A 26,211-nucleotide genomic window follows, 5' to 3' on the forward strand; every position below is an offset into this window, starting at 1 on the left:
GGTAGCCTGGCCCGGTGACAGGCTCGCAGGAATCACCGTCGTTCCGGCTCGCGCACGTCCCCGGAGCGACGCCCGCCAAGTGGGTGCGGATCTGGAACGAGCGCCTGCCCGGCGTCCCGCTCACCCTCCTGCAGGTCACGGCCGCCCAGGCGCCCGAGGCGCTGCGCGCGGGCGAGGCCGACGCGGGACTCGTCCGGCTGCCGGTCGACCGCGCGTTCCTCAGCGCCATCCCGCTCTACACCGAGACCACGGTGGTCGTCGTCCCCAAGGACCACCTGGTCACGGCGGCCGACGAGGTGACCTTGGACGACCTCGCCGACGAGGTGCTCCTCCACCCCCTGGACGACGTCCTCGACTGGGACCGCCCGCCCGGCGAGCCCGCCTTCGAGCGGCCCGCGACGACGCCGGACGCCGTCGAGCTGGTGGCGGCGAACGTCGGTCTGCTCGTCGTCCCGCAGTCCCTGGCCCGCCTGTACCACCGCAGGGACCTCACCTACCGCCCCGTCACCGACGCCCCCCGGTCGAGCATCGCCCTGTCCTGGCCGGAGGAGGCCACCACCGACCTGGTGGAGGAGTTCATCGGCATCGTGCGCGGCCGCACGGTCAACAGCACCCGCGGCCGTACGGCCGCGAAGCCGCAGGCCGAGCGGACGGGCACCCGGCAGAAGCCGTCGGCGGCGAGGTCCGCCGGCGCCAAGCCGACCGGCGCGAAGTCGGCGGGCCGTACCGCGCGGGGCCGCACGGGTGCCGCCAAGCCGGCCCCCAGGCGGGGCAAGCCGCGCCGCAGGTCCTGAACCGGGCCGGGCGGCGCCGGAGGGCTGTGGCCCGGGTGCCGTGCGGAGCGGGGCGAAACGGCGCCGAAGGGCGCAGCCGGGCAGGGCGGGGCCGCCCGCCGCGAGTCGCCCGCCGTGCTCCCCTCAGGTCCTCCCGGCCGGGTCCGGGACGGCCGCGGCGGGCTCGGGGCGCACCTGCCGCTCCCACAGGTCGGCCACGGCCAGCCCCAGCGCGACCAGGATGATCCCCACGGCCGTGAGCAGTCCGAGCTGCAGGGCCGTGGAGGCGCTGCCGTGGTTGGCGAGGTGGGCGAAGTACACCGCACCCACGACGGCGATGCCGCCCGCCGAGCCGATGCGCTGGGCCGTCACCAGGACGCCGCCGGCCGCCCCGGCGCGGTGCACGGGGACCCGCGTGAGGGTCAGCGTGGTGTTCGGGGAGATCGTCACGCCGGAGCCGAGACCCGCGAACAGCAGGGGCAGCGCGGCGGCCCACGCCACCCCGTCGCCCGGCACCGCCCGCACGGCCACGACGACGCCGAGCAGTCCCACCGCCACCCCGCCCAGCCCGCCGATCACCAGCTTGCGCCCGTGCCGGACGACCAGCCGGCCGCCCGCGGCGGCCCCCGCGGCCGAACCGACCGCGAAGGGCAGGGAGGCGAGCCCGGCCGCCAGCGCGCTGTAGCCCACCCCGTTCTGCAGGAACAGCGTGTAGACGAAGAACACCGTGGTGAAGCCGGCGAAGTACACCAGGTTCAGCAGCACGCCGAGCGAGAAGGAGCGCAGGGAGAACAGCCCCGGGTCGAGCAGCGGGACCCGCTCGCGCCGCTCCTGCCGCCGCTCCCACGCCCAGAACGCCGCCAGCAGCAGGCCGGCCACCGGCAGCAGCGCCCACTTCGCCCGCCCGCTCCACTGCTGTTCCTGCACGAGGGGCAGCATCAGCGCGATCACACCCGCGCCGAGCAGCAGGACACCGGGCAGGTCGATGCCCTCCCGCTTCGCGGCGGAGGGGGCGGGGCGACCGGGGGAGCGGGGCAGCAGCCGCAGCGCCCCGACGAACGCGGCCACCCCGATGGGCACGTTGACGTAGAACACCCAGCGCCAGCCCTCACCGGTGCCGAACGCCTCGATGAGCAGGCCGCCCGCCGGCGGGCCGACGGCCGTGGAGAGCCCCACGACGCTGCCCAGCATGCCGAACGCCCGGGCCCGTTCGCCGCCGTGGAACATCTGCTGGATGAGTCCCGTGGTCTGCGGCGCGACGATGCCCGACGCCACCCCCTGGAGCAGCCGGAACAGCACCAGCCAGGTGCCGTCGGTCGCCATCCCGCACGCCACCGAGGCCATCGTGAACAGGGCGAGCCCCACCAGGAAGACCTCGCGCCGGCCGCGCAGGTCGCCGAGCCGGCCCGCCGGGACGAGGGCGAGACCGAAGGTGAGGGCGTAACCGGAGACGACCCACGACAGGTCGGCGGCGTCGGCGCCCAGGTCCCGTTCCACGGAGGGCAGCGCCACGTTCACGATCGAGCTGTCGAGCAGCGTCATGAAGCCCGCCGTCAGACAGACCGCGAGCGCCTTCCACCGCCTTGGGTCACCGGTGGCCGGACGGGTCCGCGCTGTAGTCATGGAGTCACGCTATGCAGCCGGGACGCGGGGCGCACGCCGGGAGGCGCCGACGCCCGCGCACCCGGCGTCACGCCGTTCGTCCCCCATGGCCGGACGCGGCCGCGTCCCTGAGCCGGGCGTGGGCCGACCGCGCCGTGAACTCCGCCTGCCCGCCGCGCGGCAGCAGCCCGGCCGTGCCGAACCCGGGGGCGTCCGCCCGCACGGCCGCGTACGGGATCGCGACGCACCGCATGCCGGCCGCGCGCGGCGGCGGCGCCCGGAGCCGCGTCCTCCGGGACCACGCGATCGGCCGGGCCCGCCCCGAGCCGCCGGGCCGCCGCCAGGAAGACGTCGGGGGCGGGCTTGCCGCACGGCGCCCCCTCGGCCGACACGACGGTGCCCGGATGCGCGTCCGGACCGGTCCCGGCGAGGGCCGCCCGGATGGCCCCCGGGGGGCCGGAGGCCACCGTCACCGGCACGTGCTCGGCGGCCGGCGGTTCCACGAACTTCCGCATCTCCGGGTAGGCACGCGTGCGGGTGCGGGCCAGTTCCAGGTAGCGCCGGTCCGGGGCGGCCGGCAGCCCCTGCGCCGGGGCGCTCGCGCCGGGGAGGGCGACCGTGTCCCGGGTGCCGGCGCAGTCCTCGTGGTCCGCCCGGGTGAAGCCCGGACGGCCGCGCTCGGCCAGGGTCTGCCTGCTCGCCCCGTAGGGGTTCGGCCCGCTGTCCACCGGCGTTCCGCCGAGCTCGAGGACGACCGCACGGGCGCCGAGCGTGCTCATGGCGTCCAGCGTGTCCGGGATCAGGCCCCGGCCTCCCGGCCGAGCGACTCCACCAGGGGCAGCAGCCGGTGCGGCACGCGCTCGCGCAGTGCCACCTCGGTGCGGGTGCGCACCACGCCCGGCAGGCTGATCAGCTTCTGGATCACGTCCTCCAGATGGGCGTTGTCCCGTCCCACCACCCGGGCCAGCAGGTCCCCGCCGCCGGTGATCGAGAAGGCCTCGACGATCTCCGGTACGCCGGCCAGCGCGTCCCCGACGTCGTCGAGGTGGCCCTGGGTGACCTCGATGTGCACGAACGCCAGTACCGGGTGGCCCAGGGCGGCGGGGGAGAGCGAGGGGCCCGTGCCGGTGATCACGCCCTCGCGCTCCAGCCGGTCCAGGCGGGCCTGGAGCGTGCCCCGGGCGACACCGAGGATGCGGGCGTACTCGCGCACGCTGGTGCGCGGCTGCTCCAGCAGCAGCCGCAGGATGCGGGTGTCGAGTGCGTCCACGGTCATGGCGTACGACTGTACCAATGGCTCACGGTCGTCCGGTCGCCCATGGCGCCCGAGCTGGTCCTTTGGTATTCCGTTTCGCCCGCCCGGTCGGCCCCGGATGGGCCAATGGCGCAGTGATCCGGGTGCGACTTGAGCCACTGCCCCCGGGGATGCTCTCATGGGGGGGTGTCGATGGCGCTGCGGATCCCCGCGGCGCTTTTTGCGTGCCGGGACCCCACGCGGTCCCAGGGAGGGGAGCAATGCTGAAAAGGGCGTTCGTGGCGCCGGATCCGGGGCGGAGGCGGCTGCGCTTCGCCGCGCGGGCCGTCCTCGGCATCGGCCTGGCGGTCGTGGTGTGCGGGCTCGCGGGGCACTCCCTCGTCGGCGCGGTCACCGGCGGTCTCGCCGCACTGCTCGCCCTGTTCACCGTCGCCGACGCCACCGTGCGCGGCCAGGCGCTCACCACCGCGCTGCTGCCCGTCGCCGGTGTGCCGGTGCTCGCCGTGGCGGCCGGGCTGCACGCGCACCCGGTGGCACGGGACCTGGCGTTCCTCGCCGTGGTCGGCGCCGGCGTGTACGCGCGCCGCTGGGGTCCGCGCGGGCACAGCCTCGGCGTGTTCGCCTTCATGACCTTCTTCGTGGCCCAGTTCCTGCACGCCACGCCCGGACGGCTGCCCGAGCTGTCCGCCGCCGTCCTGCTGTCCGTGCTCAGCGCGGCCGTGGTGCGCTTCGGGCTGTGGTGCTACGAGCGGCGGCTGCCCCCGGCGGCCGTCCCCGCGCCGCCCGCCGGGACCGGGCTCGCCCGCGTCACCACCCGGCAGGCGGTCCAGGCGGTCACCGGCGCGGGATTCGCGCTGGCCGCGGGGCAACTGCTGTCCGGGCAGCGCTGGTACTGGGCGGTGGGCGCCACCTGGTGGGTCTTCGTCAACACCGCCTCGCGCGGCGAGACGCTGGTGCGCGGCTTCCGGCGGGTCCTCGGCACCGTCCTCGGCATCGGCCTGGGCTTCCTCGTCGCCGTCCCCGTGCACGGCGCGCCCGTACCGACCGCCGTCCTCGTCGCGGTGGCCGTCTTCGGCATCTTCTACACGGCCGCCGTCTCCTACACCTGGATGATGCTCTGGGTGACCCTGCTCGCCGAGCTGCTCTACGGCCTTCTCGGCGTCCTCGGCCCCGGACTGCTCGCCCTGCGCCTGGCCGAGACCGCCGTCGGCGTGCTCGGTGCCGTGCTCGCGGTGCTGTGCGTCCTGCCCGTCACCACCCACGCCACCACCGACGCCTGGATCCAGCGCGCCCTGCGCTGCGTCCACGCCTGCACCGAGCAGGCCGCGGCCCGGCTGGCGGGCTCGGCCACGGCCGACCCGGCCCCGCGCGTGGCCGAGCTGGAGCAGCTGCTCGGCCGGGTCCGGCTCTCGGTCGCCCCGCTGGTGCACCCGCTGAACCCGGTGCTCGGCCGCAAGCGGCGGGCCCGCCGGGTCCTGGCCCTGCTCGACGACTGCGCCCGGGAGGTCCGCGGCCTCGTTGCGGTCGCCGCCGACCCCGAGGCCTCCCACGACGCCCGCCTGGCGGCGGCCTGCTGGCGCGTGGAGGCCGCCGTCGAGGCCCTCACCGAGTCCGGCGGCGAGCGCGTCACACCGCCCGCCGACGCCCCGGCCGAGCCCGCCCTGGCCCACCTGCACGGCCTGGAACGCGCCCTCGCCGACCTGGCCGAACCCCTGCGGGCACCGTCCAGGTCCCCGCTGGTCGGCGCCTGAGGGGGACACGCGCCGCACCCCGGTCCCTCTTGGTCTAGACCGAGGTCGGTCGGCTGCTACCGTCGGCACCGGCTCGGCGGAGAGGGGACAGCGGTGGCACGGAGCGGCAGGCGGCGCAGGGCGTTCATCGGGTCGTTCACGGCGGCGGGCGGACCCGGGCTGGTGACCGCGGAGATCCGCGCGGACGGCGGCGCACTGACCCTCACCGGCAGACTCGGCACCGTCCCCGACCCGTCCTACCTGGCCCTGTCACCGGACGGGGACATGCTCTACGCCGTCAGCGAGACGGCCGAGGGGGCCGTCGCCGCCTACCGGGTCGGCGGTGACGCGCCGGAACCCGCCGGGCCGCCCGTGCCGGTCGGCGGCAGCGGACCCACCCACCTCAGCGTCCACGCCGGACACGTCCTGACCGCCAACTACGGTTCCGGCAGCGTCACGGCCGTGCCGGTGCGCCCGGACGGCACGCTCGCCGCCACGCCCTCGGGGGCGCTCCGGCACACCGGCTCCGGACCGCACGAGCGGTTCCAGCGCGGCCCGCACCCCCACCAGGTGCAGCCCGACCCCGGCGGCCGGTGGGCCGTCAGCGTCGACCTCGGCACGGACTCGGTCCGGGTGTGCACCCTGGCCGACGGCGTCCCCGTCCTGCACCGGGAGTTCGCGCTGCGCCCCGGCTCGGGCCCGCGCCACCTGGCCTTCCACCCGGACGGCGAGCGCGCCTACGTGGTCAACGAACTCACCCCGACCGTCACCGTGTGCCGCTGGGACGCGCGCGCGGGCTCCCTGAAGCCGCTGGCCGAGGTCCCGCTCCTGCCGGGCGCCCCGGCCGGCGACGCCTACCCCTCCGGCATCGTCGTCGCGCCGGACGGCCGTTTCGTGTGGACCGCGACCCGCGGTGAGGACGTCCTGTCCGTGCTCGCCGTCGAGGGGAGTGGGGGAGACGGGCTCCGGCTCACCGGCACGGTGCCGTGCGGCGGGCACTGGCCGCGCGCGCTGGCCGAGAACGACGGCTTCCTCTACGCGGCCAACGAACGCTCCGGCGACGTCACCTGGTTCGCCGTCGACGACAGCACGGGCCTGCCCCGCTACGACGGCTCCGTGGAGGTCACCGCGGCCTCCTGCGTGGTCTTCGGCTGACGGCCGGCCGGATCGCGCGCGGAGCGGGCCCGCCCCGGCCGCCGGAGCGGACCCCGCGCCGTACGAGTGCCGCGGCGGCTCAGCGGACCGGCGCGCCCAGCGGCTGCTGCGGGGCGATGCCCAGGGTGGTCGTGTACTTGGCCAGAGCCAGCTTGCCGATCGCCGGGTACGAGCCGAGCGCCTCGGCGGTGGCGCAGTTCGCCTCTTCGGCGGCGGCGGCCAGCAGTCCCGGCTCGATCTCGGGACCGATCAGGTACGGCGCGAGGGCCAGCTGCTGCGAGCCCGCGGAACGCAGCTGCTCGGCGACGGAGGCGATCGAACCCTCCTGGTCCAGGGCCGCCGCCATCACCGGCACGGCCAGTCGCGCGGCGAGCAGCATGCCGGTGATCCCGGCCGCCTGCACGGCCTCCTCACCGCCCACGGAGGCCAGGATGATGCCGTCCGCGGCCGTGGCCACGGTGAACAGCCGGGCGCGGTCGGCGCGGGCCAGGCCCGCCTCCGACAGGCGCACGTGCAGTGCCTCGGCGAGCAGCGGGTGCGGGCCGAGGACGTCGGTCAGTTCGGCGGCGACCCGGCTGTCCATCAGGGACTGGCGGACCTGGCGCAGCAGCGCGCTGTCCGGGCCGGCCAGCAGCGGGACGACGACGGCGACCGGCCCGTCCGGCTCCTTGGTCCCGACGCCGGCGGCGAGGGCCTGCTCGTGGCGGACGGCGCGCTCGTCGGCGGCGCGCGCCAGCACGGACCGCAGGGAGGGGAACTCCGCGTCGTTCCCCTCGACGTAACCGATGCGGGCGTTGAGGCCGGGTAGCTCCGAGCGGGCGATGCTGACCACTTCCTCGGCGAGGCCCCGCGTGGTGGTGCTGGGCACCCCGGGCACCGCGAGGACGAGCGCGGGCGCGCCCTCGGGAGCCACCAGCGGTTCCGGTCGGCGGTGCCGTCCGGGCTGGCGGGGTCGCGGCATTCGTACTGGCAGGCCGGACGCGGGCCCAGTGGGGGAGCTCATGGCGCCGCATGTTACTGGCTTCCTGGGCTCTTCTGTTCGGGGAGGGTGCAGGTGAGCGGTATCCGTCCGGTTTTGTCTGATGAGGTGCGCACCCGTGCCGCATGTTCGGGGCAGGTACCGGACGCAACAGCCTGAAAAGGAGTCAATCCCCCTTTGCGGTGACGACGTGCGGCATGGCCGGACCGCCTGGCAGGGTGAGCCGCCCGGCCGTCGGGGCGGCCGCGGTCCGGACGCGGCCGGGCGGCGGGCCGGGCCGGGGCCGACCGCGATCGGTCCGGTGCCGGGGCCGCCTGTTCGGTGACCTCTGCGCCACACGGGCATGACGACCACGGCGGAGCGGCTCGACCCCGGATGCAACAAGACCCCTCCCGGCGACCGGTCGAGCGGTCCGCCCGACCGGCTCGAAGACCCCGGCGGGGAGGAACTGCGCCGGAAGGGGCCCCGGTGCGCGGGGGCCTTCCGGCTCGTGCGGGACTCCGGTGCGTGCCAGTAGAGTGACGCGTCGTGGCACCACGACCCTTGCATGAACTTGTCGAAGCGGGTTGGGCGAAGGCCCTGGAACCCGCGGCCGGAGGCATCGCGGCGATGGGGGACTTCCTCCGGGCCGAGGTAGCGGCAGGCCGTACGTACCTTCCGGCCGGGGCGAACGTCCTGCGGGCCTTCCAGCAGCCCTTCGACGACGTCCGCGTCCTGATCGTCGGTCAGGACCCCTACCCCACGCCGGGAATGGCGATCGGGTTGAGCTTCGCGGTGGCGCCCGAGGTGCGTTCCCTGCCGGGCAGTCTGGAGAACATCTTCCGGGAGATGCACACCGACCTGGGGCTGCCCAGGCCGTCCAACGGAGACCTGACGCCGTGGACGCGGCAGGGCGTGCTGCTGCTCAACAGGGCGCTCACCACGGCGCCGCGCAGCCCCGGCGCCCACCGCGGCAAGGGCTGGGAAGAGGTCACCGAGCAGGCGATCCGGGCGCTGGTGGCACGGGGCAAGCCGCTGGTGTCCATCCTGTGGGGGCGCGACGCGCGCAATCTGCGGCCGCTGCTGGGGGATCTTCCCGCGATCGAGTCCGCCCACCCCTCGCCGATGTCGGCCGACCGCGGCTTCTTCGGCTCGCGTCCGTTCAGCCGGGCCAACGACCTGCTCGTGCAGCAGGGCGCGCAGCCGGTGGACTGGCGACTGCCGTAACGCCACGGCCGCCGCACCACCCGTGCCGCCCGCTCGTCGTCGGCCGGTGTCCGGCGTCGTGGAGTGCGGCGGTGATCCGGGGCGAGCCGTGGACACCGCCGCGGGAGCGGTGAACGGAACGGATCGGTTCGGCGCCGGGGCCCGGTCGTCCCGGTGCCGTCGCGGCCCTGCGGGGCCCGGTCCCGTCGGCACTCCGGACAACGACGTCCGCCCGGCGCGTTCCTCCGGCTCCGGGCCCCACGGTCACTACAGTCCCGTCCCGTGACGACGGTTACCACGCGCACGGTCGAGTACCCGGCCGACGGCCTGACGATGATCGGGCACCTCACGCTCCCGGCCGGTGCCGACCGCCGGCCCGCGGCCCTGATCGGGCCCGAGGGGCCGTGGCTGAACGACTTCCAGCGCCGCCGGGCCGACGCCCTGGCCGAGCTGGGATACGTGGCGCTGGCCTTCGAAACGCCCGCGACGCCACCCAGGTCCACGGCGGCTACGGCTTCATGAACGAGTACCCGGTGGCCCGCATGTGGCGCGACTCCGAGATCCTGGAGATCGGCGAGGGCACCAGCGAAGTCCAGCGGATGCTGATCGCCCGGGAACTGGGCCTGGTGAGCTGAGCCCCACCACCCACCACCCACCACCCACCACCCACCACCCACCACCCACCACCCGCCACTCGCCACCCGCCCCGCACCCACCGGACGCCACCCCGCCGCCCGGACGGGCGTCAGCCGATCACCGCGGCCCGCACGCACAGTACGTCCGGCAGGTGCGACGCCAGTTGCCGCCAGCTGTCGCCGTCGTCCGCGGAGGCGAACACCTCCCCGTTGCGGTTGCCGAAGTAGACCCCGGCCGGGTCCGCGTCGTCCGTGCACAGCGCGTCCCGGAGCACGGTGCCGTAGTGGTTCTCCGCCGGCAGCCCCCTGGACAGCGGTTCCCAGGTCTCGCCCGCGTCGGCCGTGCGGAACACCCGGCAGCGACGGCCCGCGGGCACCCGGTCCGCGTCGGCGTTGATCGGGAAGACGTACGCGGTGCCGCCGCGGTGCGGATGGGCCGCCGCCACGAAGCCGAACGTCGACGGCAGGCCCCCGCCGATGTCGGTCCAGTGCGCGCCGGCGTCGTCGCTGCGGTACACGCCCCAGTGGTTCTGCAGGTACAGCCGGTCCGGGTTCCCCGCGTCCCTGGCGACCTTGTGCACGCACTGGCCGAACTCCGGGTAGGGGTCGGGCAGGAACACCGCCGACACCCCGGAGTTGGAGGGCGCCCAGCTGACCCCGCCGTCGGTGGTGCGGAAGACGCCGGCGGTGGAGACGGCCACGGTCACCGCCCGCGGGTCGCGCGCGTCGGTGAGCACCGTGTGCAGGCCCTCGCCGCCGCCGCCCGGCACCCACCGGGAGCGGGTCGGATGCTCCCACAGGGGGCGCACCAGCTCGAAGCTCTCCCCGCGGTCCGCCGAGCGGTACAGCGCGGCCGGTTCCGTGCCCGCGTAGACCACGTCCGGCTCGGCGGCGGACGGGTGGAGCTGCCAGACCCGCTCCAGCGAGGCGCCGGTGTCCTTCGGGAACCTGACGGCGGGCCGGGCCGGCTCGGTCCAGGTGCGGCCCAGGTCGTCGGAGTGGAACACCGACGGGCCCCAGTGCGCGCTGTCACCGCCGGCGAGCAGTCGCGGGGTGGCGGTGCGGGTGTCGATGGCGACCGAGTAAACGGCCTGCGCGTTGAAACAGGGACCGTCGTCGAACTCCCAGGCGCCTGCGCGCCGGCGCCCGATGAAGAGGCCCTTGCGGGTGCCCACGGCGAGCAGTGCCTCGGTCATGCCGATCACCTCCGGGACGTCTTCGTCCTGGTAGTCGTCAGATACCGGTCAGTCTGCACCGCACCACTGACAGCCGCCCCCGCGAACGGCGTCGCCCCAGGTCGGCGCGGTGGTGGCGGCCCGGGGCGGAGATCGTCCGGTCCTGTTGCCGCATGTGCCTGCGGGAAAGGGGTGCGGCGTGCGACCGTCGAAGTGACGGCTCGTCGTGAGCACCGGGACGGCCCCGCCCGTGGGAGAGGACGGCGGGTCCGCGGGTGCGCTCGTGAGGAGGATGCCCTTGATGGCGTTCCGTGGTCCGAAGGTGTGGCTGTGGCGCTGGCGGCGCAACCCGCTCCGGCGCCGGGCCGACGTGGTGGAGGCGTGGGTGGTGCTCGGAGCCTGGCTGCTGACCGTCCTGGCCGGGGTGACGGCCGGTCTCCTGGTGGCCCGGTCGGTGCAGCACGGGCTGGCCCGGGAACGCGCCGAGTGGCGTCCCGCCGTCGCCCGCGTCGTCGCCAGGGCTCCCGGGACGCCCGTCACCGAAGGCGCGGGAGGAGGGCGGGTCTGGGCCGAGGTGCGCTGGACGGTGGCCGGCGGTTCGGTCCGCACCGGCCAGGCCCGGGTCGCGCCCGGCAGCGCGGCGGGCACCCCGGTCACCGTCTGGACCGACCGGCGGGGCCACCTCGTCGCTCGTCCCGCCACCGCCTCCGAGGCCGGCTTCCGCGCCGTCCTGGTAGGCGCCCTGGTGGGAGCGAGCGCCGCCGCCGTCCCCTTCGCGGGCGGCCTCGCCCTGCGGGACCGCCTCGAACGCCGCCGCCTGGACCGCTGGGACACGGAGTGGGCCCGGCTCGGCCCGCAGTGGGGCCGGACGACCGGCTGACGGCCACCCCGGACGGGCGCGGGCGGCCGGTGGGCGTCCCGGACGGGTCCGGACGGCGGCCACCACACCGGCGCGGACCGCACGCAGCGGTGTGGTGGCCGCCGCGGGGCGGCGCCCCCGACCGCGTCGTCCGGACCGGTAGGCCGCCTCCCGCACCGCTCCGGCAGCGCCTCGTTCCGGGGAGGGGGATCAACTCCGGTCGGGCAGGGACCGCTCCAGGATCGCGTCGAAGCCGGTGGCGGGGGGCAGCGTGCCGAAGGAGTGCCCCCAGTCCCCGCCCAGCCGGGACGCGCAGAAGGCGTCCGCGACCGGGTGCGGGGCGTGCCGGACCAGCAGCGAGGCCTGGAGGGCGAGGGCCATCCGCTCCACCAGCCGGCGGGCGCCCGCCTGGTCCGTCGCGGCCAGTTGGTCCCCGAGCCCGGCCACGGCCGCGTCCAGGCGGGCGTCCGCCCCCCGCGCGAGGGCGAGTTCGGCGAACAGCGCCTCGGCGGTGTCCGGTTCCCGCCCCAGGGCCCGCAGCACGTCCAGCGCGTTGACGTTCCCCGAGCCCTCCCAGATGGACAGCAGCGGAGCCTCCCGGTAGTGGCGGGGCATGCCGGACTCCTCCACGTACCCGTTGCCGCCCAGGCACTCCAGGGCCTCCGCGGTGAAGGCCGGGCCCCGCTTGGTGACCCAGTACTTGCCGACCGCGGTGGCGATCCGCCGGAAGGCCCGCTCCCCGGCGTCCCCGCGCACCGCCCGGTCCGCCGCCCCGGCCAGCCGCAGCGTGAGCGTCGTCGCGGCCTCCGACTCCAGGGCCAGGTTGGCCAGGACGTTGCGCATCAACGGCTGGTCCGCCAGCCGGGCGCCGAACGCGGTGCGGTGGCGGGCGTGGTGGCCCGCCTCGACGAGGGTCTTGCGCATCAGGGTCGCCGAGGACATCACACAGTCCAGACGCGTGCAGTTGACCATCTCGATGATGGTCTTCACACCCCGCCCCTCCGGGCCGACCAGCCAGGCCACGGTCCGGTCGAACTCCGGTTCGGAGGAGGCGTTGGACCGGTTGCCGAGCTTGTCCTTCAGCCGCTGGACGCGGAAGGTGTTGCGGCTGCCGTCCGGCAGCACGCGCGGCACCAGGAAGCAGGACAGTCCTCCCGGGGCCTGGGCGAGGACCAGGAAGAGGTCGCACATCGGCGCCGAGGCGAACCACTTGTGCCCGCGCAGCGTGTAGACGCCGGGCTCGGCGGTGGGCGTGGCCGCCGTGGTGTTCGTCCGGACGTCGGAGCCGCCCTGCTTCTCGGTCATGCCCATCCCGGCCAGCAGGCCGGGCTTCTCGGCGGGCACGCGCAGGACGGGGTCGTACACGCGGCTGGTGAGCAGCGGTTCGTAGACCTCGGCGAGGTCCGGCTGGGCGCGCAGCGCGGGGACGGCGGCGTACGTCATCGACGTCGGGCAGCCGTGCCCGGCCTCGGTGTGCCCCCACACCAGCCCGCCCGCGGTCCGGGCGACGTGCGCGCCGGGCCGCTCGTCCGCCCACGGCGCGCCGGCCAGGCCCTCGGCGACCGCGGTCCGCATCAGGTGGTGCCAGCTGGGGTGGAACTCGACCTCGTCGATCCGGTGGCCGTAGCGGTCGTGCGTGTGCAGCTCCGGCTCGTGCCGGTTGGCCAGCTCACCCCACTCCTGGGCCTCCTCACCGCCGGCCCGCAGTCCCAGTCGCCGCACGTCCTCCTCGGCCCAGCCGGCGCCCTCCCGGCGCAGCCCCTCCAGCAGGGCCGGGTCGTCGGAGGCGTCGTACGGGGGAGGGGCGGGGGCTGATTGGTGACGTCGTGGGTGCCGCACCGCGGCTGGTGCGGTGCCTGCGCGGGAATCGGGGCCATGCCGCCATGTTGCACTCTTCGTACGGCTGTAGCAAGGCTGCAACAGCACGGCCGACGTACAGTACGTGCCCATGCGCATGAACGTGTCGGCGGAGCCGGGCGCGGCGGACCTGCGGCCGCTGTCCGCACGGTCGGTCGTGCTGAGCCTGTTGCTGGGCACCCATCCGCCCGAGCTGCCGGTGAAGGACCTGGTCCGCCTGGTGGAGCCGTTCGGGGTCGGCGGCTCGACGCTGCGGGCCGCGCTGAGCCGGATGGTGGCCGCGGGCGACCTGCGCCGCACGGACGCGGTCTACGGGCTCAGCGAGCGGCTGCTGGCCCGCCAGCGCCGCCAGGACGAGGCGGTGCACCCCGGCACGCGCGCGTGGGACGGCGACTGGGAGATGGTGGTGATCACGGCGACCGGCCGCGGCCCCGCCGAGCGCGCCGGGCTGCGCGCCCGGCTGACCGCGCTGCGCCTGGCCGAACTCCGCGAGGGCGTGTGGCTGCGCCCGGCCAACCTCACCCGCCCGCTGCCCGGCGACCTCGCGCGCGTGGCCCTGTCGTGCACCGCCCGTCCCGACGGCCCCGCGCGCGACCTCGTCACCCGGCTGTGGCCGCTGGACGCCTGGGCGGCCACCGCGCGCGTGCTGCTCGCCCGCGCGAGCGCCTCCCGGGATCCGGCCGACCGCCTCACGTCCTTCGCCGCGGCCGTGCGCCACCTGCTCACCGACCCCGTCCTGCCCCCGGAGCTCCTGCCCGCCCGCTGGCCGGGCGGGGCCCTGCGCACCGCCTACGCCGGCTACCAGCGCGAGCTCGCGGCCTCGGCGGGACGGCGGGAGGTGCCCGGGGCGTGACGGCGGCGGCCCGGGAGGCGGGCCGCCCCGGGACCGCCCAGGACCGGCCCCGGCCCGTGCGGGAGCCGCCGCCCCAGGGGGCGGCGGCCCGGGCGCTCACTTGTAGGTGATGTCCGAGGACGCGTACTTGCAGTAGGTCCCGTCGGGCCCCGAGCCGTTGGTGGTCGGCTCGCTGCCGGTGCTGTTGCCGATGTACTTCTGGCACGGAACGATCTTCTTGCTGGTGTCCCCGACGACGGTGATGCCCCTCAGGGTCGCGCTGTCGCCGTAGTTGGTGTTGATGCCGACGAGCCTGCTGCCCTTGTAGGTCGCCTCGACGGAGCTGAGGTTGATCGTCCGCTTGTACTGCGTCCTGCAGTTGCCGCAGGAGCGGACGAAGGTGCCGAAGTTCTGCACGGCGAAACCGGACACGTTCAGCGTCCCGGCACCGTTGAACTGCAGCACCTTGTCGCTGGCCTCCTTCGCCCCGCCGCCGCTGACGGTGTAGACGTTGGACGGGGAGGAGCCGAGGAAGGTGGCGGCGTCCTCGCCGACGTCCTCCCACCAGACGTTCTGCAGCGTGCAGCTGCCCAGGCAGTGGATGCCGTCCGCGGCGGGCGAGCCGATGATGACGTTCTTGACCACCGCGCCCGGCGCCAGCTCCAGGACGGGGCCCTGGTCCTCGTCCTGGGAGTCGCTGCCCAGGTCCCCGGTACCGTACAGGCGCTTCATGCCGTAGTCCTTGGTGCCGGAGACCGGGACGGTCGCGGAGACCGCCTGGCTGCCGCTGGCGGTCGGCCAGGTCGCCGCCCGTGCCGGTCCCTCGCTGATCATGATCATGCCAATCGAGAGGCCGAGGGCGGCGACTCCGCCCAGCAGGGCGCGCCCGGTGCCGGTGCGCGCGGATGCTCGTGAGGTCATGTTCCGAGTGCCTTCTTCCGAGGGGGTGTCAGATCTTTCCGGTGCCCGCGCCGGCCGTCACCGAGGCGATGACGCCGGAGGCGGGTTCGGCGGTGTAGCCGTAGGGCGCGCTGGTGAAGGTGCCGGTCCGCGAGACCTCGGTCGCGGCTCCGCCGAGGTCGTTGCCGCGCAGGTTGGCGTAACCGTCCACGTCGCTGTCGCGACTGGTGGTGACGGCGACCCCGGTGCTGCGGAAGACGTTGTTCTCGACCAGCATCTGCGCGCCCATCCGGGAGTGCACCGCGGTCTCGGCGCCGACGACGTAGTTGTCGTAGAAGTGCCCGGTGCCGAACCGCAGGCTGGGGGTGCGGGAGTTGACGTTGTCGAACCAGTTGTGGTGGTACGTCACCCGCAGGTGCCCGGTGTCCTCGCTCGCGTTGTCGTCGCTGTGCCCGGCGAGCGAGCCCTTGTAGTGGTCCTTGAAGGTGTTCCAGGAGACCGTGACGTGGTCGGAGGCGTGGGTGATGTCGACCAGGCCGTCGTAGTAGTCCTTGCCGTGGCCGCGGTCGGAGGACAGGGCGTTGTGGTCGATCCACACCTTGGTCGAGGTCTGCACGGTGATCGCGTCGGTCCCCACGGGCCTGCTGAGGTTCAGGTTGCGCAGGACGACGTTGGTGACCTTCTTCAGGCGCAGCCCGCCGCCCGTGAAGCCGGAGGACGGTCCGACGCCCAGCACGGTGGTGTTGGAGCCGATGTCGACCTGGCCGCTCAGCGGGATCAGGCCGCTGACCTTCACCACCTTCGCCGAGGTGCCGGTGACGGCCGTCTTGAAGGCGTCCAGGGTGGAGACGGTCACCGCCGTGGCGGCGCCGCCGCCGGTCGCCCCGGCGCCGAACCCGACGGGCGCGGTGTCCGCGGCCCCGGCCGCCTGGGGCAGTGTGAGTGCGGCCGCCGCCGCGAGGGCGACGGCCGTGGCCGCCGCTCCGGTGAGTCCTTGCGTTCGCATGCGGGTGCGTCCCTTCGAGTGGGGGATGTTTGTGTACGTGAACGACGTACTTCATGGGGAACGCGCATATGGAACTGGTGGACGCATGAGCCCGGTTGTCGGACCCATCGGTCACGCTGATGAACGGAACGTAGGGTGCAAGCGCTTTCCAGTCAACGCCTCGCGTGCGGTCGCTTTCGGTCATCACCGATGTGAACAGGAAGGTGAAAAGGGGGTGATGTGCGACGATATGGGCATCTTAGGGATAGATGGGATCTCATCCTGGGAGCGGTCATGGCTGAGCAAAGGTCCCCGTCGGTCCTCACGGCGCCGTTGCACGGCGCGGTCTCGGTGCTGCGCAGGGTGCCCGGTGCCGGGGTGGTCGGCAGGGCGGCACAGGAAACGCTGGACCGGGTCGGCGCCGTCTCACCCCGGGGGCGCCGGTTCGCGGTGTACACCGGGGCCGGTGTGCTCGGCGTCGCGGGCGTGGTGGAGTGGCCCGTCGCCCTCACCGGAGCGGCCGTGGCCTGGCTCACCCAGCCCCGGCCCGCCGCCCCCGCCGTGCCCGCCGCCCCCGCCGCGCAGGCCGCGGGAGCGGAGCCGGCCCGTGAGCCCGCGCGGGACCTCGGCAGCGCGGCGCTCAGGGCCGGCGGCACCGAGGAGGACGGCGGAGGCCGTCAGGAGACCGCACCACCGGGCCCGGCGACCGCGCCCGGGACTCCCGGCAAGAGCGGCACCCGGACGCCGTCCGGACGGGCCGGGGAGACGAAGAGCTCGGCGTCCGGTGGCCCCCTGGGCCCGACGGCGCGGCCCGATCGCACCAGTCTGTGAGGACCCGCCATGGTGTTCGCCCTGCTCACACCCCCTGCCGCCGCCCGGCTGCTGCCCGCGGCGCCCCGACTGCTGGCCCGGGCCACCGCCCCGGCCCTCGGAGCAGCCGCGGGAGCGGCGGCGGGCACGGCCCGGGCCGGTGTGCGCGGTGCGGACACCGCCGTGCGGGTGGCCCGGGTCGTCCGCGGCGCGCTGCCCGGCGCCCGCGGCCACTGGCGGTCCGGCGCCCGCGCCCACCTGCCGCTGCGGCCCGCCGAGCCGGAGCGGGTACGCGACGGCGGCGGCACGGAGCACCTGGCGCACCGGATCGCCGCGGACCTGGCCGAACGCCCGGACGTCCTCCTCGCCCACTGGGACGAGGGCCTCGCCCGCCTGGTGGTGACCGCCACCGGGGAGGAGTTCACCGACCGGATCGTGGAGCACGCGGCCGGCCTCGCGGAGCGGCACGGGCTGCTCCTGGCGGACGGCGCCCCGCAGGGAGTGACCCACCCGGCCGACCCCGCCGGGGTGCGCGCCGCCGCGGCCCCACTCGCGGCCGACGTGCTCGGCATCGCCGCCGCGCTCACCGCCTCCGCCCTGCGCCTGCCGCCGTCGCCCCGCGCGGTGACGGCGGCGGTGACCCTGCTCAGGGAGAACCCGCGCTTCCGCGCCCTGCTCGGCTCCCGCCTCGGCAGCGCCCGCACGGACCTGGTCCTGGCCTGTCTGAACGCGGCCGTGCAGGGGGCCGGGCAGTCGCCGACCTCCCTGCTGCTCGACGGAGCGCTGCGCGGTTGCCAGCTCGCCGAGACGGTGGCCCGGGCGGCCGCCTTCGACACCATGCACGACCGGCTGTGCGCTCCCGACCGGGTCAGCGTCGGCGGGCACGGCATCCCGCGCCCGCCCCTGCGCACCTCCCCGGCCCAGGAGTACGCCGCCCACGCCTCGGCCGGCAGCGTGCTGGGCGCCGCCGCGACCCTGCTGGTCAAGCACAGCGGCGCCGAGGCGGCGGAGGCGGTCCTCGCCGGCTCGCCCAAGGCCGCCCGCTACGGACCCGCCGCCTTCCACGCCGTGCTCAGCGCCGCGCTGGCCCGCACCGGCGCGCTGGTCCGCGACCCCGAGCGGCTGCGCCAGCTGGAGATGGCCGGCACGGTGCTGCTGCACCCGAGCGCCCTGCGGGCCGGGGACGCGGCGGCCGATCCGTGGGCCGAGGCCGTCCTGGACGCGGCCCGGCGGGCCGGTCTGAAGGTCGTGGTGGTGGACAACCCCGCGCTGGAGGACCTCACCGGCCTGGCCGACCAGGTGGTGGACGCGCGCCGCCCGCTGGACGACGTCGTGTACGAGCTGCGCCGGGACGAGGGTGCCGTCATCACCGTCGCCCGGATGGGCGCCGACGAGCACGAGGTCTTGGCGGGGCTGCGCGGCAGCGACGTCGCCGTCGCCCTGACGGACCGGGGCGGCGCCGTCGTGTGGAGCGCCGACGTCCTCGCCCCGCACGGACTGCCCGACGTGTGGCGGATCCTGACCGCCGTCCCCGCCGCCCGCGCGGTCGGCCGGCGCTCCCAGACCCTGGCCCGCTCGGGTGCCGCCCTGTCCGGGCTCCTGGTGGCCGTCGGCGAGTCCCGGGGCGGACGCGGGCGCCTGGCCGTGCTGCCCGGTCTGCGGCACGCACCGGTCGACGCGGGCGCGGCGACCGCCCTGCTGAGCGGAGTGCGGGCCGCCCTCGGCGTGGCCGCCGCCCGCGCCCCGCACCCGCGCCCCCGCGTGCACTGGCACGAGCTGCGCCCGCAGGAGGCCCAGGAGCGGCTGGAACGGGAACCGGACGCCCGGCCGAGCCCACTGGACGAGGCGACGGCGCGGGCCCGCAAGGCGGCCGGCGCGCTCGCCCGGCACCCGGCGGTCGCCCCCCTGCGGTGGAGCGTGCAGCTCGGCCGGGCCGTGCGCGGCGAGCTGCAGGACCCCCTCACCCCGGTGCTGGCCGTCGGCTCGGCGGCCTCGGCGATCCTCGGCTCGGTCGTGGACGCCCTGCTGGTCCTCGGCGCCCTCGACCTGAACGCGCTGGTCGGCGGTGTCCAGCGGCTGCGCGCCGAACGGGCCCTGTCCGGCCTGCTCGCCGACCAGAAGCAGAAGGCACGCCTCGCGCCGCCGGCCGGCCAGGCACCGGCCGGCGGCGCCCGCACCGTGGACGCCGGCCGGCTCCGGCCGGGTGACGTGATCGAACTCAAGGGTGACGACGTGGTGCCCGCCGACGCCCGGCTGCTGTGGGAGGACGGCCTGGAGGTCGACGAGTCGGCGCTGACGGGCGAGTCGCTGCCCGTGCAGAAGCAGACCGACCCCACCCCGCACGCCGCGGTCGCCGACCGGCGCTGCATGGTGTTCGAGGGCACCACCGTGGTGGCCGGCCAGGCCCGGGCCGTCGTGGTGGACACCGGTGACCGCACCGAGGCCGCCCGCGCCGTCCACCTCGCCGCCCGCACGCCCCCGGCCGCCGGGGTCCAGGCCCGGCTGCAGGAGATCACCCGCAAGGCGCTGCCGGTGACGCTGGCCGGCGGCGCGGCCGTGACGGGGCTGGCGCTGCTGCGCGGCACGCCCATCCGGGAGGCGGTCAGCGGCGGGGTCGCCGTCGCCGTGGCCGCCGTCCCCGAGGGACTGCCGCTGGTGGCCACGGTGGCCCAGCTGGCGGCGGCCCGGCGGCTCAGCCGCGACGGCGTCCTCGTGCGCACCCCGCGCACACTGGAGGCGCTGGGCCGCATGGACACCATCTGCTTCGACAAGACCGGCACGCTGACCGAGAACCGGCTGCGCCTGGTGCGGGTCTGCGAAGCCGACGGCACCTCCCACGCGGCCGGCGACGCCACCGCCACGCAGACGCTGCGCACCGCGGCCCGGGCCTGCCCCCGGTTCGACGGCGGTTCGGACCGGCCGACGCACGCCACCGACGAGGCCGTCCTCGACGCGGCCGGCCCCGACCCGGACTGGACCCAGCTGGACAGCCTGCCGTTCGAGGCCGCGCGCGGCTACGCCGCCGCCGTCGGCCGTACCGGGGACGGCCCCCGCACGCTCGTCCTCAAGGGCGCCCCGGAGACCGTCCTGCCGGCCTGCGCCGACCTGCCCGCCGAGGCCGCCGGCGCGGCGCACGCCCTGGCCGGTGACGGCCTGCGGGTCCTGGCGGTGGCCCGGCGCCGGCTCACCGCGGCCGAGGACACGGAAGACGTCCTCGAACCACCTTTGCAGGACCTGGAGTTCACCGGTCTGCTGGCGCTGTCGGACGTACCGCGCGAGACGTCCACGGCCCTGGTGCGGGGGTTGTACGAGGAGGGCGTGCGACCGGTCATGCTCACCGGCGACCACCCGCAGACCGCCCGGGCCATCGCCACCGAGCTGGGCTGGCCCGAGGACACGGCCGTGGTCACCGGCGACGAGCTGGCCGCCGCCGACCGGGCGGCCCGGGCCCGGATGCTGCGCGACGCCGGTGTCGTGGCCCGGGTCGCGCCCGAGCAGAAACTCCAGGTGGTCGAGGCGCTGCGGGACGCCGGACGCGTGGTCGGGATGGTCGGCGACGGCGCCAACGACGCCGCGGCGATCCGCGCCGCCGACATCGGCGTGGGCATCAGCGCGCGGGGCTCGGCGGCGGCCCGCAACGCCGCCGACATCGTCCTCACCGACGACGACCTGACCGTCCTGATCGATGCGGTCGGCGAGGGCCGGGCCCTGTGGCACGGCGTCGCCGACGCCATCGCGATCCTCATCGGCGGCAACGCGGGCGAGGTCGGCTTCGGCATCCTGGGCACCCTGCTGTCGGGCACCGCCCCGCTGTCCACCCGGCAGATGCTCCTGGTGAACCTCTTCACCGACCTGTTCCCGGCGATGGCGGTCGCCGTCACCCCGACGGCGCCGGCGGAACCCGACGGCGCGGACGGCGCGGACGGGGCGGACGGGGCCGGCGGGAAGCGGCCGGCGGCCACCGCGCCGGAGGAGGCGTCCGCCGTGCTCGGCGAGCCGCTGCTGCGGCAGATCCGGCACCGGGCCCTGACCACCTGCCTGGGCGCGGTCGCCGCCTGGCTGATCGGCCGCTTCACACCCGGTACGGCCCGCCGCTCCAGCACGATGGCCCTGTGCGCCGTGGTCGTCACCCAGCTCGCCCAGACGCTCCTCGACCGCCGCGACAGCCGCCTGGTCCAGGTGACGTCCGTGGGCTCCGCCGCGGCGCTCTTCGTCCTGGTGCAGACTCCGGGTGTCAGCAGTGCCCTCGGCTGCACCCCGCTGGGTCCGGTCGCGTGGGCGGGCGTCGCCGCGGCGATCGTCCTGGCCCTCGCGGCCCAGCGGACCCTGCCCCGTCTGGAGGAGACCGTCGAGCGGCTGCTGCCGGCGGTGCGGGCGTGACGGCCGTCGGGCCGGCCCGCTCCCCGGCCGCCGCGGCCGTCCGCGGCGCGGGACGGCACCGGGCCCCGCGCGGCACGGGCCGGGGCCCGGTCCTACCCGGTGTGCTCCCCCCCGGTCGCGAAGAACCGTGACAGGTCCTGTTCCCCGGCCGTCCCGGCGCCCTCGCCGCCCTCCGGCGGCACGCCCATCTCCCAGTCGAGCCGGTACCGCCGGAACAACTCGGCGCGCAGCTCCGGCACCGGCATCGGCGCCCCCGGCATCAGTGCGGCGTACACCGCGCCCATCAACTGCGAGCGCAGCAGGGGGTAGTCGGCCGTCACGTCCGGGGAGCCGTACCGGGCGACCGTGTCGCTCAGCAGCTCCGACAGCCGCCGCTGCTCCGGGCACTGCACGAAGCCCTCGGCGTGGAGCAGCCCCGCCATGTGCTGCCGCATGAGGACCGGCCGCTCGTGGGCCAGGCCGAGGATCGCGTCGATGGCCCGGGCCAGCCGCTCCCGGCCGTCCTCGGTGCGCGGCTCCCGTTCGAGCGCCTCCTCCAGCGTCCGGTGCATCAGCCGGTGCACGGCGGACTGCACCAGTTGGCGCTTGCCGGGGAAGTAGTACGACACCAGCCCACGCGCGGACCCGGCCCGGTCGGCGATGTCGCCCAGGGTGGTGGCCTCGAACCCGCGCTCCCCGACGAGTTCGACCGCGGCCTGCAGCAGCCGCTCCTGGGAACGCCGCCGCAACTCTTCATTGACCGAGGCGCTGCGCGGGGACATCCTGTAACTCCTGCGTTGACTGGCTGTCAGCCAACTATACTCAACGTGGGAGGCCCCGCCCTGTGCGGGGTCCACTCAGGGCTGCCGTCCGTCTGGGACGACGCGGGGGATCGTCTCAGACGGGCGGCGCACATCGCCGGGCGCCGCCCGTTCGTCCCGCGGCGCTCGCGCTCCGGCCCGGCCGGTTCAGCCCACCAGCTCCAGCACCGGCAGCAGCGCGTCGGGCCGCTGGGCCACCGGCAGGTGGTCCACGAAGTGCACGCGACAGCCCAGTGCGGCCGCGCCGCCGTCCGCCGCCCTGCTGTCGCCGACCATCAGCACCTGTCGCGGATCGGCGCCCAACTCCTCGCAGGCGGCGGAGAACAGGCGCGGGTCCGGCTTCTGCACGCCGTGTTCGTACGACAGCACGTACGCGTCCACGTAGGCGTCGAAACCGTGCTCGCGGAAGACCGGGCGCAGGTCCCAGCCGATGTTGCTGACCACGCCGATGCCGATCCCGCGCTCGCGCAGCGTGCGCAGCACCTCGGCGGCGTCCGGGTACGGGGACCAGGCGGCGGGGGACATGTGCCGCTCGTACAGCGCGTCGTGCAGCCCCGGGTCGGGCAGGGGCACCCGCCGGGACAGGCCGGTGTAGGCGGCCCGGTGCAGCTCCGCGCTCTTGTCGCGCACCGCCCACAGTCCGGCCAGGTCCGCCGGCAGCCCGACCGGCGCCGCCCCGCCCGGCAGCGCACCGGCCGCCTCCAACGCAGCAGCCGCCCGGGCCAGTTCCGCCTCGGTCATCGCCAGGCCGGTCCTGCGCAGCACGGCACGCAGCCAGGACGCGGTGGACTCGACGCGGAACAGGGTCCCGGAGAAATCGAAGAGCACGGCAGTCATGCGCCGGACTCTACCCGGACCCGTGCGCGGCGCGGGGGCCGCTCGCGGCGCGCGCCCGCCCGTCAGCGGGGGGCCGTGTGGCCCCCGCGCGGCCCCGGGTGGACCAGTACGGCCAGCGCCACCACCAGCGCCCCGAGCAGCCAGCCGCCCAGGACGTCCGAGGGCCAGTGCACGCCCAGCCACACCCGGGTCAGCCCGACGCCCACCACCGACACCGCGGCCACCGTCACCGCCGTCCGCCACAGGACGCGACCGGCGCCCAGGCGGTACAGCAGCCACAGCAGCAGTCCGCAGACCACGGTGGCGGTCATGGCGTGCCCGGAGGGGAAGGCGGCGTAGTGCGCGCTGTCCACCGGGTCCGGCCACCGGGGCCGGCCCCGGCCGACCGCGGCTTTCAGCAACTGCTGCACGAGTGCGGCCAGGGCGCAGGTGACCGCCGGCCACAGCACCGCCCACCAGGCCCCGCGCCGCCGCGCCAGCCACAGCGCGGTCGCCGCGCACACCAGGCGCAGGGTCAGCGGATCCCAGACCCAGTCCGTCAGGATCCGGGCGGCGTGCGTGACGCCGGGCTCGCGGACCGCCCAGCGGTGCACGGTGCGGGAGACGACGCCGTCCAGGGCGAGCAGCGGAGCCCACCGGATCACGACGAGCACCAGCAGCAGTGCGGAGCAGACGGCGAGGCCGGCCGCCACGAGGGCCGCGGTGCGGCGGGCCGGCGGCCGGGGCGGGGCGGGGACGGGCGGGTGGCGCATGCCGCGATCCTCGTCGACGGGGCGGCCCCGTGGCCACCGCCGCGGACGCGGTGCCACCGGGTGGCGTGCGGGGCGGACGGACCCGCCCGGTCCGGCCGCCGTGCTCCGGAGGGCCTGCCGGAAGGCGCCCGCCGAAGAGGAAACCGGCCCGGGCGGCGCTGCCCGGGTCCCGCCGGCCCGAGCCGGGCGGCGGGGCCTATCCCAGGGCCCGCAGGCCGGGGACGAGTGCCACCAGTACCGGGATCACCGGCACCAGCGCGGCCGCCGCCGTCAGCCGCAGCCGACTCAGCGGGGGCAGGCGGGCCGGTGCGGCGAGCAGCCGGTGCACCCGCTGCGGGACGTGCGCCTGCGGTGTGGGGCACGGGCCGAACACGCCCCGGTCCTCGTTGAGTTCGACCAGCGCCAGCGCGGTCGTCAGCCGGCCGAAGCGCCGGGAGGCCGTGTCGTCGGCGGCCAGCTCGACCAGCCGGTGCATCTCGTCGCGGAAGGCCGCGAACACGGGCACCTGCGGGAACCCGGCCGCGAGCGCCGCCGAACAGTGCAGCAGCCAGTCGTGCCGGGCCCGGGCGTGGCCCTGTTCATGGGCGAGCAGGGCGTCGAGCTGCCGCCCCTTCAGACGGCGCAGGGCGGCCGTGGTGATGACGAGCCGGGGTGCCGCCCCGGGCAGCCACCAGGCGTCGGGGCGTTCACCCTCCAGCACCGCCACCCGGCCGCCCGCCGGCTCCTCTCCCGGCAGCAGCGGGAGGCGCGCCTGGAGTTCGGCCCGGCGCAGCCGCCACCGGGACCGGGCCCCCGCGACCTCGCGCACCAGCATCGCCAGGCTCCACAGCCCGGCGCAGGCGAGTGCCGCCGCCGTCGCCGCCGCCCACGGTCCGGACGCGCCGAGGGCGTACGCCTCCACGACCGCGCGCGGAGCCGTGGCGAAGACGTGCCCGCGCACCGCCGCCCAGGCCGCCGCGCTGAACGTCATGGACAGCGCGCAGCACAGCAGGACCCCCGCCACCACGCACTGCCACGCCCACAGGGCGACCACCGGCTCACGGTCCGGCCAGTCGGCCCGGGCGAGCAGCCGCGGGGCGACGACGGCGGTCAACGCGCCGAGCAGCAGCAGTGCCACGGGGAGCATCATGGGTAGCAGCCTATGAGCGGGCACCCGCGCACCGGTACGGTCTCCGGTGTCGAAGTGACGCACACAACGCCTCCGCCGTCCGCGGGGCCGGGCGCTCCACCCGGTCCGGTGCCTCACACGGCCAGCAGCATGGTCACCATCCCCATCCCCATCGACAGCCGGCACGCCCGTGCCAGTTCGGGACGGTCCCCCCAGCGCAGCGTGCCCGCCTGGCCCGCCGTGGCGGCGGGCAGGAGGCGGGCGCCGGACAGCAGCACGTAGCCGGTGAAGTAGAGCAGGAACGCGCCGGTCACCACCGGCACTCCCGAGCCGCCGTGCGCGTGGTGACCGGCGGAAGCGGGCGGGGCGGCCATGACGAGCGCCATGTAGACCATCGCCGAGGTCCCCGCCACGTGGTGCAGGTGGTGGGCGCTCGCGCGGGCGGTCCACAGGGCGCGCAGGGCCGCCGCGCCGAAGACCGCCGCGTACAGCGGCCAGGCCCACGCCGGCGGGGCGAACACCGTGGCGGGCACGGCCATGACGGCCATGCCGAACCCCATGAGCGCCTCGCCGCCCGCGGCCCGGCGCTGCTCCTCGACACCGCTGCGCATCCGCAGCAGGCAGTAGGCGCCGGTCGCCGCGCACAGCGCGACGAGCAGCCAGGCCGGCGCATCCGGTCCGTGCACGCGCACCTCCCCGCTCGACGTCGGTCGAGGAATGCGATGCCCGCACCGCGTGGAGCGCACGCAAGCGCAGGGGGGTACACGGGGAGCGTTCGGCGGAGCGCGGGCGGTGAACAGGCCCGGGACCCGGCGCCGAAATTATTTTACTGATAAAGTATATGTTAAATTAAATTAGGATGCGCAGTGCGGGCCCCCTTCCCCTTGCCGGCGTGCTCCGCCTCGGGCGCCCCCGACATCTGGTTCAAGCCCGCGCTGAGCGTGGTGGCCGCGGTCGCCCCGCCCAATCTGCCGCTCGTGGCGATGGGCCGCCTCGACCTCGCGATGTACACGATGGCGGGCGCCCTGTGCGCGCTGTACGGTCACAACCGGCCCTACGCCGCCCGCGCCCCGCACGCTCGCCCTGGTGGTCCTCGGCATGGTCGGCGGCCTCGCCGTCTCCCTGACCGCGGCCGCCCTGACCGGCTCCGCCGCCGTCCTGGTCACCAACCGGCGGGCGGGCGACCGCCTCGAACAGGCGCTGAGCACCGCCGAACGCGCCCGCGAACGGGCCGCCCGCCTGCCCGCCCGGCCCGACCCGGAGCCGCGCGCCCTGGAGACCGCCCGCCGCGCCCTCGCCGGGGCCCTGGCCGACCTGCGCGCCACGGCCGACGCCGCCTCCGGCGAGTGGTGGCAGCGCGCCCTGCCCGAGGAGCGGGTCGTCCTCGCCGAGCAGTCGGGACACCGTACGCTCGCCGCGACGGTACGACGCCAGGGGCTCGCACCCCTGGACCGGGGCACGGGCAGGACGACGGAGGACATGCGCCCATGACGGCGACGAACGGCCGGCCGGGGGCCGGAGGCGGCTCGGCGCAGGGCCGGTCCCGGACCGGCAGCGGACGGGCCGGGGCGCGGCCGGACGCCGGGAGCGGTGCCGCCGGGG

At 76.1% G+C, this 26,211-nt stretch carries 19 protein-coding genes and 5 pseudogenes; 11 read left to right on the top strand and 13 right to left on the bottom strand.

Translation table 11 applies throughout. From position 1 onward, the window contains the following. Positions 1-14: 14 nt before the first annotated feature. Entirely contained in the window at positions 15-794 is a 780-nt protein-coding gene (locus QQY24_RS27355) for a LysR family substrate-binding domain-containing protein (protein WP_301975378.1), read from the top strand. Between the two features lie 123 nt (positions 795-917). Here QQY24_RS27355 and QQY24_RS27360 read toward each other — a convergent pair whose 3' ends face one another. The 3 genes and pseudogenes from QQY24_RS27360 to QQY24_RS27370 all read right to left on the bottom strand — a co-directional run bounded on the left by QQY24_RS27360 (position 918) and on the right by QQY24_RS27370 (position 3,651). Further along, positions 918-2,396: an MFS transporter gene (locus QQY24_RS27360; RefSeq protein WP_301975379.1), complete on the bottom strand. Its 1,479-nt coding sequence runs from the start codon at positions 2,394-2,396 to the stop codon at positions 918-920. Between the two features lie 67 nt (positions 2,397-2,463). Then, positions 2,464-3,154: pseudogene (locus QQY24_RS27365) on the bottom strand (HAD family hydrolase). A gap of 20 nt (positions 3,155-3,174) precedes the next feature. Beyond that, positions 3,175-3,651: an Lrp/AsnC family transcriptional regulator gene (locus QQY24_RS27370; protein WP_301975380.1), complete on the bottom strand. Its 477-nt coding sequence runs from the start codon at positions 3,649-3,651 to the stop codon at positions 3,175-3,177. A gap of 239 nt (positions 3,652-3,890) precedes the next feature. On the opposite strand from QQY24_RS27370, the gene QQY24_RS27375 reads away from it, so the two are divergent. Further along, the gene (locus QQY24_RS27375; RefSeq protein ID WP_301975381.1) at positions 3,891-5,381 is read left to right on the top strand and encodes an FUSC family protein; all 1,491 of its coding nucleotides are present in this window, start codon (positions 3,891-3,893) and stop codon (positions 5,379-5,381) included. A 93-nt stretch (positions 5,382-5,474) separates the two neighbouring features. Beyond that, positions 5,475-6,515: a lactonase family protein gene (locus QQY24_RS27380; RefSeq protein WP_301975382.1), complete on the top strand. Its 1,041-nt coding sequence runs from the start codon at positions 5,475-5,477 to the stop codon at positions 6,513-6,515. A gap of 79 nt (positions 6,516-6,594) precedes the next feature. Here the strand turns inward: QQY24_RS27380 and QQY24_RS27385 are convergent, their stop codons facing one another. Further along, complete coding sequence (locus QQY24_RS27385; RefSeq protein ID WP_301975383.1) at positions 6,595-7,518, bottom strand: sirohydrochlorin chelatase; 924 nt, start codon at positions 7,516-7,518, stop codon at positions 6,595-6,597. A gap of 504 nt (positions 7,519-8,022) precedes the next feature. Here QQY24_RS27385 and QQY24_RS27390 point away from each other — a divergent pair. The 3 genes and pseudogenes from QQY24_RS27390 to QQY24_RS27400 form a co-directional block, all read left to right on the top strand. After that, on the top strand, positions 8,023-8,700 hold the full coding sequence (locus QQY24_RS27390; RefSeq protein ID WP_301975384.1) for a uracil-DNA glycosylase: 678 nt from the start codon (positions 8,023-8,025) through the stop codon (positions 8,698-8,700). Between the two features lie 261 nt (positions 8,701-8,961). Next, positions 8,962-9,156 (top strand): annotated as a pseudogene (locus tag QQY24_RS27395) (dienelactone hydrolase family protein); the annotation flags it as partial. Next, positions 9,156-9,314 (top strand): annotated as a pseudogene (locus QQY24_RS27400) (acyl-CoA dehydrogenase family protein); the annotation flags it as partial. The pseudogenes QQY24_RS27395 and QQY24_RS27400, both read left to right, overlap by 1 nt. Positions 9,315-9,424: 110 nt before the next feature. Here the strand turns inward: QQY24_RS27400 and QQY24_RS27405 are convergent. Beyond that, complete coding sequence (locus tag QQY24_RS27405; protein ID WP_301975385.1) at positions 9,425-10,510, bottom strand: exo-alpha-sialidase; 1,086 nt, start codon at positions 10,508-10,510, stop codon at positions 9,425-9,427. A gap of 280 nt (positions 10,511-10,790) precedes the next feature. Between QQY24_RS27405 and QQY24_RS27410 the strand changes: the two genes are divergently transcribed. Next, positions 10,791-11,369, top strand: a complete 579-nt coding sequence (locus tag QQY24_RS27410; protein WP_301975386.1) for a hypothetical protein — start codon at positions 10,791-10,793, stop codon at positions 11,367-11,369. A 189-nt stretch (positions 11,370-11,558) separates the two neighbouring features. Here the strand turns inward: QQY24_RS27410 and QQY24_RS27415 are convergent. Beyond that, positions 11,559-13,225, bottom strand: a pseudogene (locus tag QQY24_RS27415) (acyl-CoA dehydrogenase family protein). A 71-nt stretch (positions 13,226-13,296) separates the two neighbouring features. Here QQY24_RS27415 and QQY24_RS27420 point away from each other — a divergent pair. Then, positions 13,297-14,058, top strand: coding sequence for a PaaX family transcriptional regulator C-terminal domain-containing protein (locus QQY24_RS27420; protein ID WP_301975387.1), 762 nt, complete (start codon positions 13,297-13,299; stop codon positions 14,056-14,058). Between the two features lie 96 nt (positions 14,059-14,154). Here QQY24_RS27420 and QQY24_RS27425 read toward each other — a convergent pair whose 3' ends face one another. Together QQY24_RS27425 and QQY24_RS27430 are read right to left on the bottom strand one after the other, a co-directional pair. Further along, positions 14,155-14,958, bottom strand: a complete 804-nt coding sequence (locus QQY24_RS27425) for a pectate lyase (RefSeq protein ID WP_301975388.1) — start codon at positions 14,956-14,958, stop codon at positions 14,155-14,157. 28 nt (positions 14,959-14,986) lie between these two features. Next, a complete protein-coding gene (locus QQY24_RS27430; RefSeq protein WP_301975389.1) occupies positions 14,987-15,943 on the bottom strand; it encodes a polysaccharide lyase family 1 protein in 957 nt (318 codons plus the stop codon). Between the two features lie 273 nt (positions 15,944-16,216). Here QQY24_RS27430 and QQY24_RS27435 point away from each other — a divergent pair, with 273 nt between their 5' ends. Together QQY24_RS27435 and QQY24_RS27440 are read left to right on the top strand one after the other, a co-directional pair. Next, a complete protein-coding gene (locus QQY24_RS27435) occupies positions 16,217-16,753 on the top strand; it encodes a hypothetical protein (RefSeq protein ID WP_301975390.1) in 537 nt (178 codons plus the stop codon). A 9-nt stretch (positions 16,754-16,762) separates the two neighbouring features. Further along, positions 16,763-21,112: a cation-translocating P-type ATPase gene (locus QQY24_RS27440; protein WP_301975391.1), complete on the top strand. Its 4,350-nt coding sequence runs from the start codon at positions 16,763-16,765 to the stop codon at positions 21,110-21,112. Between the two features lie 92 nt (positions 21,113-21,204). Here the strand turns inward: QQY24_RS27440 and QQY24_RS27445 are convergent, their stop codons facing one another. The 5 genes from QQY24_RS27445 to QQY24_RS27465 all read right to left on the bottom strand — a co-directional run bounded on the left by QQY24_RS27445 (position 21,205) and on the right by QQY24_RS27465 (position 25,295). After that, positions 21,205-21,873, bottom strand: coding sequence for a TetR/AcrR family transcriptional regulator (locus QQY24_RS27445; protein ID WP_301975392.1), 669 nt, complete (start codon positions 21,871-21,873; stop codon positions 21,205-21,207). A gap of 186 nt (positions 21,874-22,059) precedes the next feature. Then, entirely contained in the window at positions 22,060-22,749 is a 690-nt protein-coding gene (locus QQY24_RS27450; RefSeq protein WP_301975393.1) for an HAD family hydrolase, read from the bottom strand. Positions 22,750-22,811: 62 nt separating this feature from the next. After that, a complete protein-coding gene (locus tag QQY24_RS27455) occupies positions 22,812-23,501 on the bottom strand; it encodes a phosphatase PAP2 family protein (protein WP_301975394.1) in 690 nt (229 codons plus the stop codon). A 196-nt stretch (positions 23,502-23,697) separates the two neighbouring features. Next, on the bottom strand, positions 23,698-24,630 hold the full coding sequence (locus QQY24_RS27460) for a M56 family metallopeptidase (protein ID WP_301975395.1): 933 nt from the start codon (positions 24,628-24,630) through the stop codon (positions 23,698-23,700). 113 nt (positions 24,631-24,743) lie between these two features. Continuing rightward, entirely contained in the window at positions 24,744-25,295 is a 552-nt protein-coding gene (locus QQY24_RS27465; RefSeq protein ID WP_301975396.1) for a DUF5134 domain-containing protein, read from the bottom strand. Positions 25,296-25,468: 173 nt separating this feature from the next. Here QQY24_RS27465 and QQY24_RS34870 point away from each other — a divergent pair. Beyond that, positions 25,469-26,100: pseudogene (locus QQY24_RS34870) on the top strand (hypothetical protein). The last annotated feature ends 111 nt before the right edge of the window (positions 26,101-26,211 follow it).

It is taken from the genome of Streptomyces sp. TG1A-8 (assembly GCF_030499535.1).
Taxonomy (GTDB): Bacteria; Actinomycetota; Actinomycetes; order Streptomycetales; family Streptomycetaceae; genus Streptomyces.

What these genes read in the sequence shown, in the direction of transcription:
- QQY24_RS27360 (WP_301975379.1), bottom strand. Translation starts at nt 2,396, where the DNA reads ATGACTACAGCGCGGACCCGTCCGGCCACCGGTGACCCAAGGCGGTGG.
- QQY24_RS27370 (WP_301975380.1), bottom strand. Translation starts at nt 3,651, where the DNA reads ATGACCGTGGACGCACTCGACACCCGCATCCTGCGGCTGCTGCTGGAG.
- QQY24_RS27375 (WP_301975381.1), top strand. Translation starts at nt 3,891, where the DNA reads ATGCTGAAAAGGGCGTTCGTGGCGCCGGATCCGGGGCGGAGGCGGCTG.
- QQY24_RS27385 (WP_301975383.1), bottom strand. Translation starts at nt 7,518, where the DNA reads ATGAGCTCCCCCACTGGGCCCGCGTCCGGCCTGCCAGTACGAATGCCG.
- QQY24_RS27405 (WP_301975385.1), bottom strand. Translation starts at nt 10,510, where the DNA reads ATGACCGAGGCACTGCTCGCCGTGGGCACCCGCAAGGGCCTCTTCATC.
- QQY24_RS27410 (WP_301975386.1), top strand. Translation starts at nt 10,791, where the DNA reads ATGGCGTTCCGTGGTCCGAAGGTGTGGCTGTGGCGCTGGCGGCGCAAC.
- QQY24_RS27420 (WP_301975387.1), top strand. Translation starts at nt 13,297, where the DNA reads ATGCGCATGAACGTGTCGGCGGAGCCGGGCGCGGCGGACCTGCGGCCG.
- QQY24_RS27425 (WP_301975388.1), bottom strand. Translation starts at nt 14,958, where the DNA reads ATGACCTCACGAGCATCCGCGCGCACCGGCACCGGGCGCGCCCTGCTG.
- QQY24_RS27430 (WP_301975389.1), bottom strand. Translation starts at nt 15,943, where the DNA reads ATGCGAACGCAAGGACTCACCGGAGCGGCGGCCACGGCCGTCGCCCTC.
- QQY24_RS27435 (WP_301975390.1), top strand. Translation starts at nt 16,217, where the DNA reads ATGGCTGAGCAAAGGTCCCCGTCGGTCCTCACGGCGCCGTTGCACGGC.
- QQY24_RS27440 (WP_301975391.1), top strand. Translation starts at nt 16,763, where the DNA reads ATGGTGTTCGCCCTGCTCACACCCCCTGCCGCCGCCCGGCTGCTGCCC.
- QQY24_RS27445 (WP_301975392.1), bottom strand. Translation starts at nt 21,873, where the DNA reads ATGTCCCCGCGCAGCGCCTCGGTCAATGAAGAGTTGCGGCGGCGTTCC.
- QQY24_RS27450 (WP_301975393.1), bottom strand. Translation starts at nt 22,749, where the DNA reads ATGACTGCCGTGCTCTTCGATTTCTCCGGGACCCTGTTCCGCGTCGAG.
- QQY24_RS27455 (WP_301975394.1), bottom strand. Translation starts at nt 23,501, where the DNA reads ATGCGCCACCCGCCCGTCCCCGCCCCGCCCCGGCCGCCGGCCCGCCGC.
- QQY24_RS27460 (WP_301975395.1), bottom strand. Translation starts at nt 24,630, where the DNA reads ATGATGCTCCCCGTGGCACTGCTGCTGCTCGGCGCGTTGACCGCCGTC.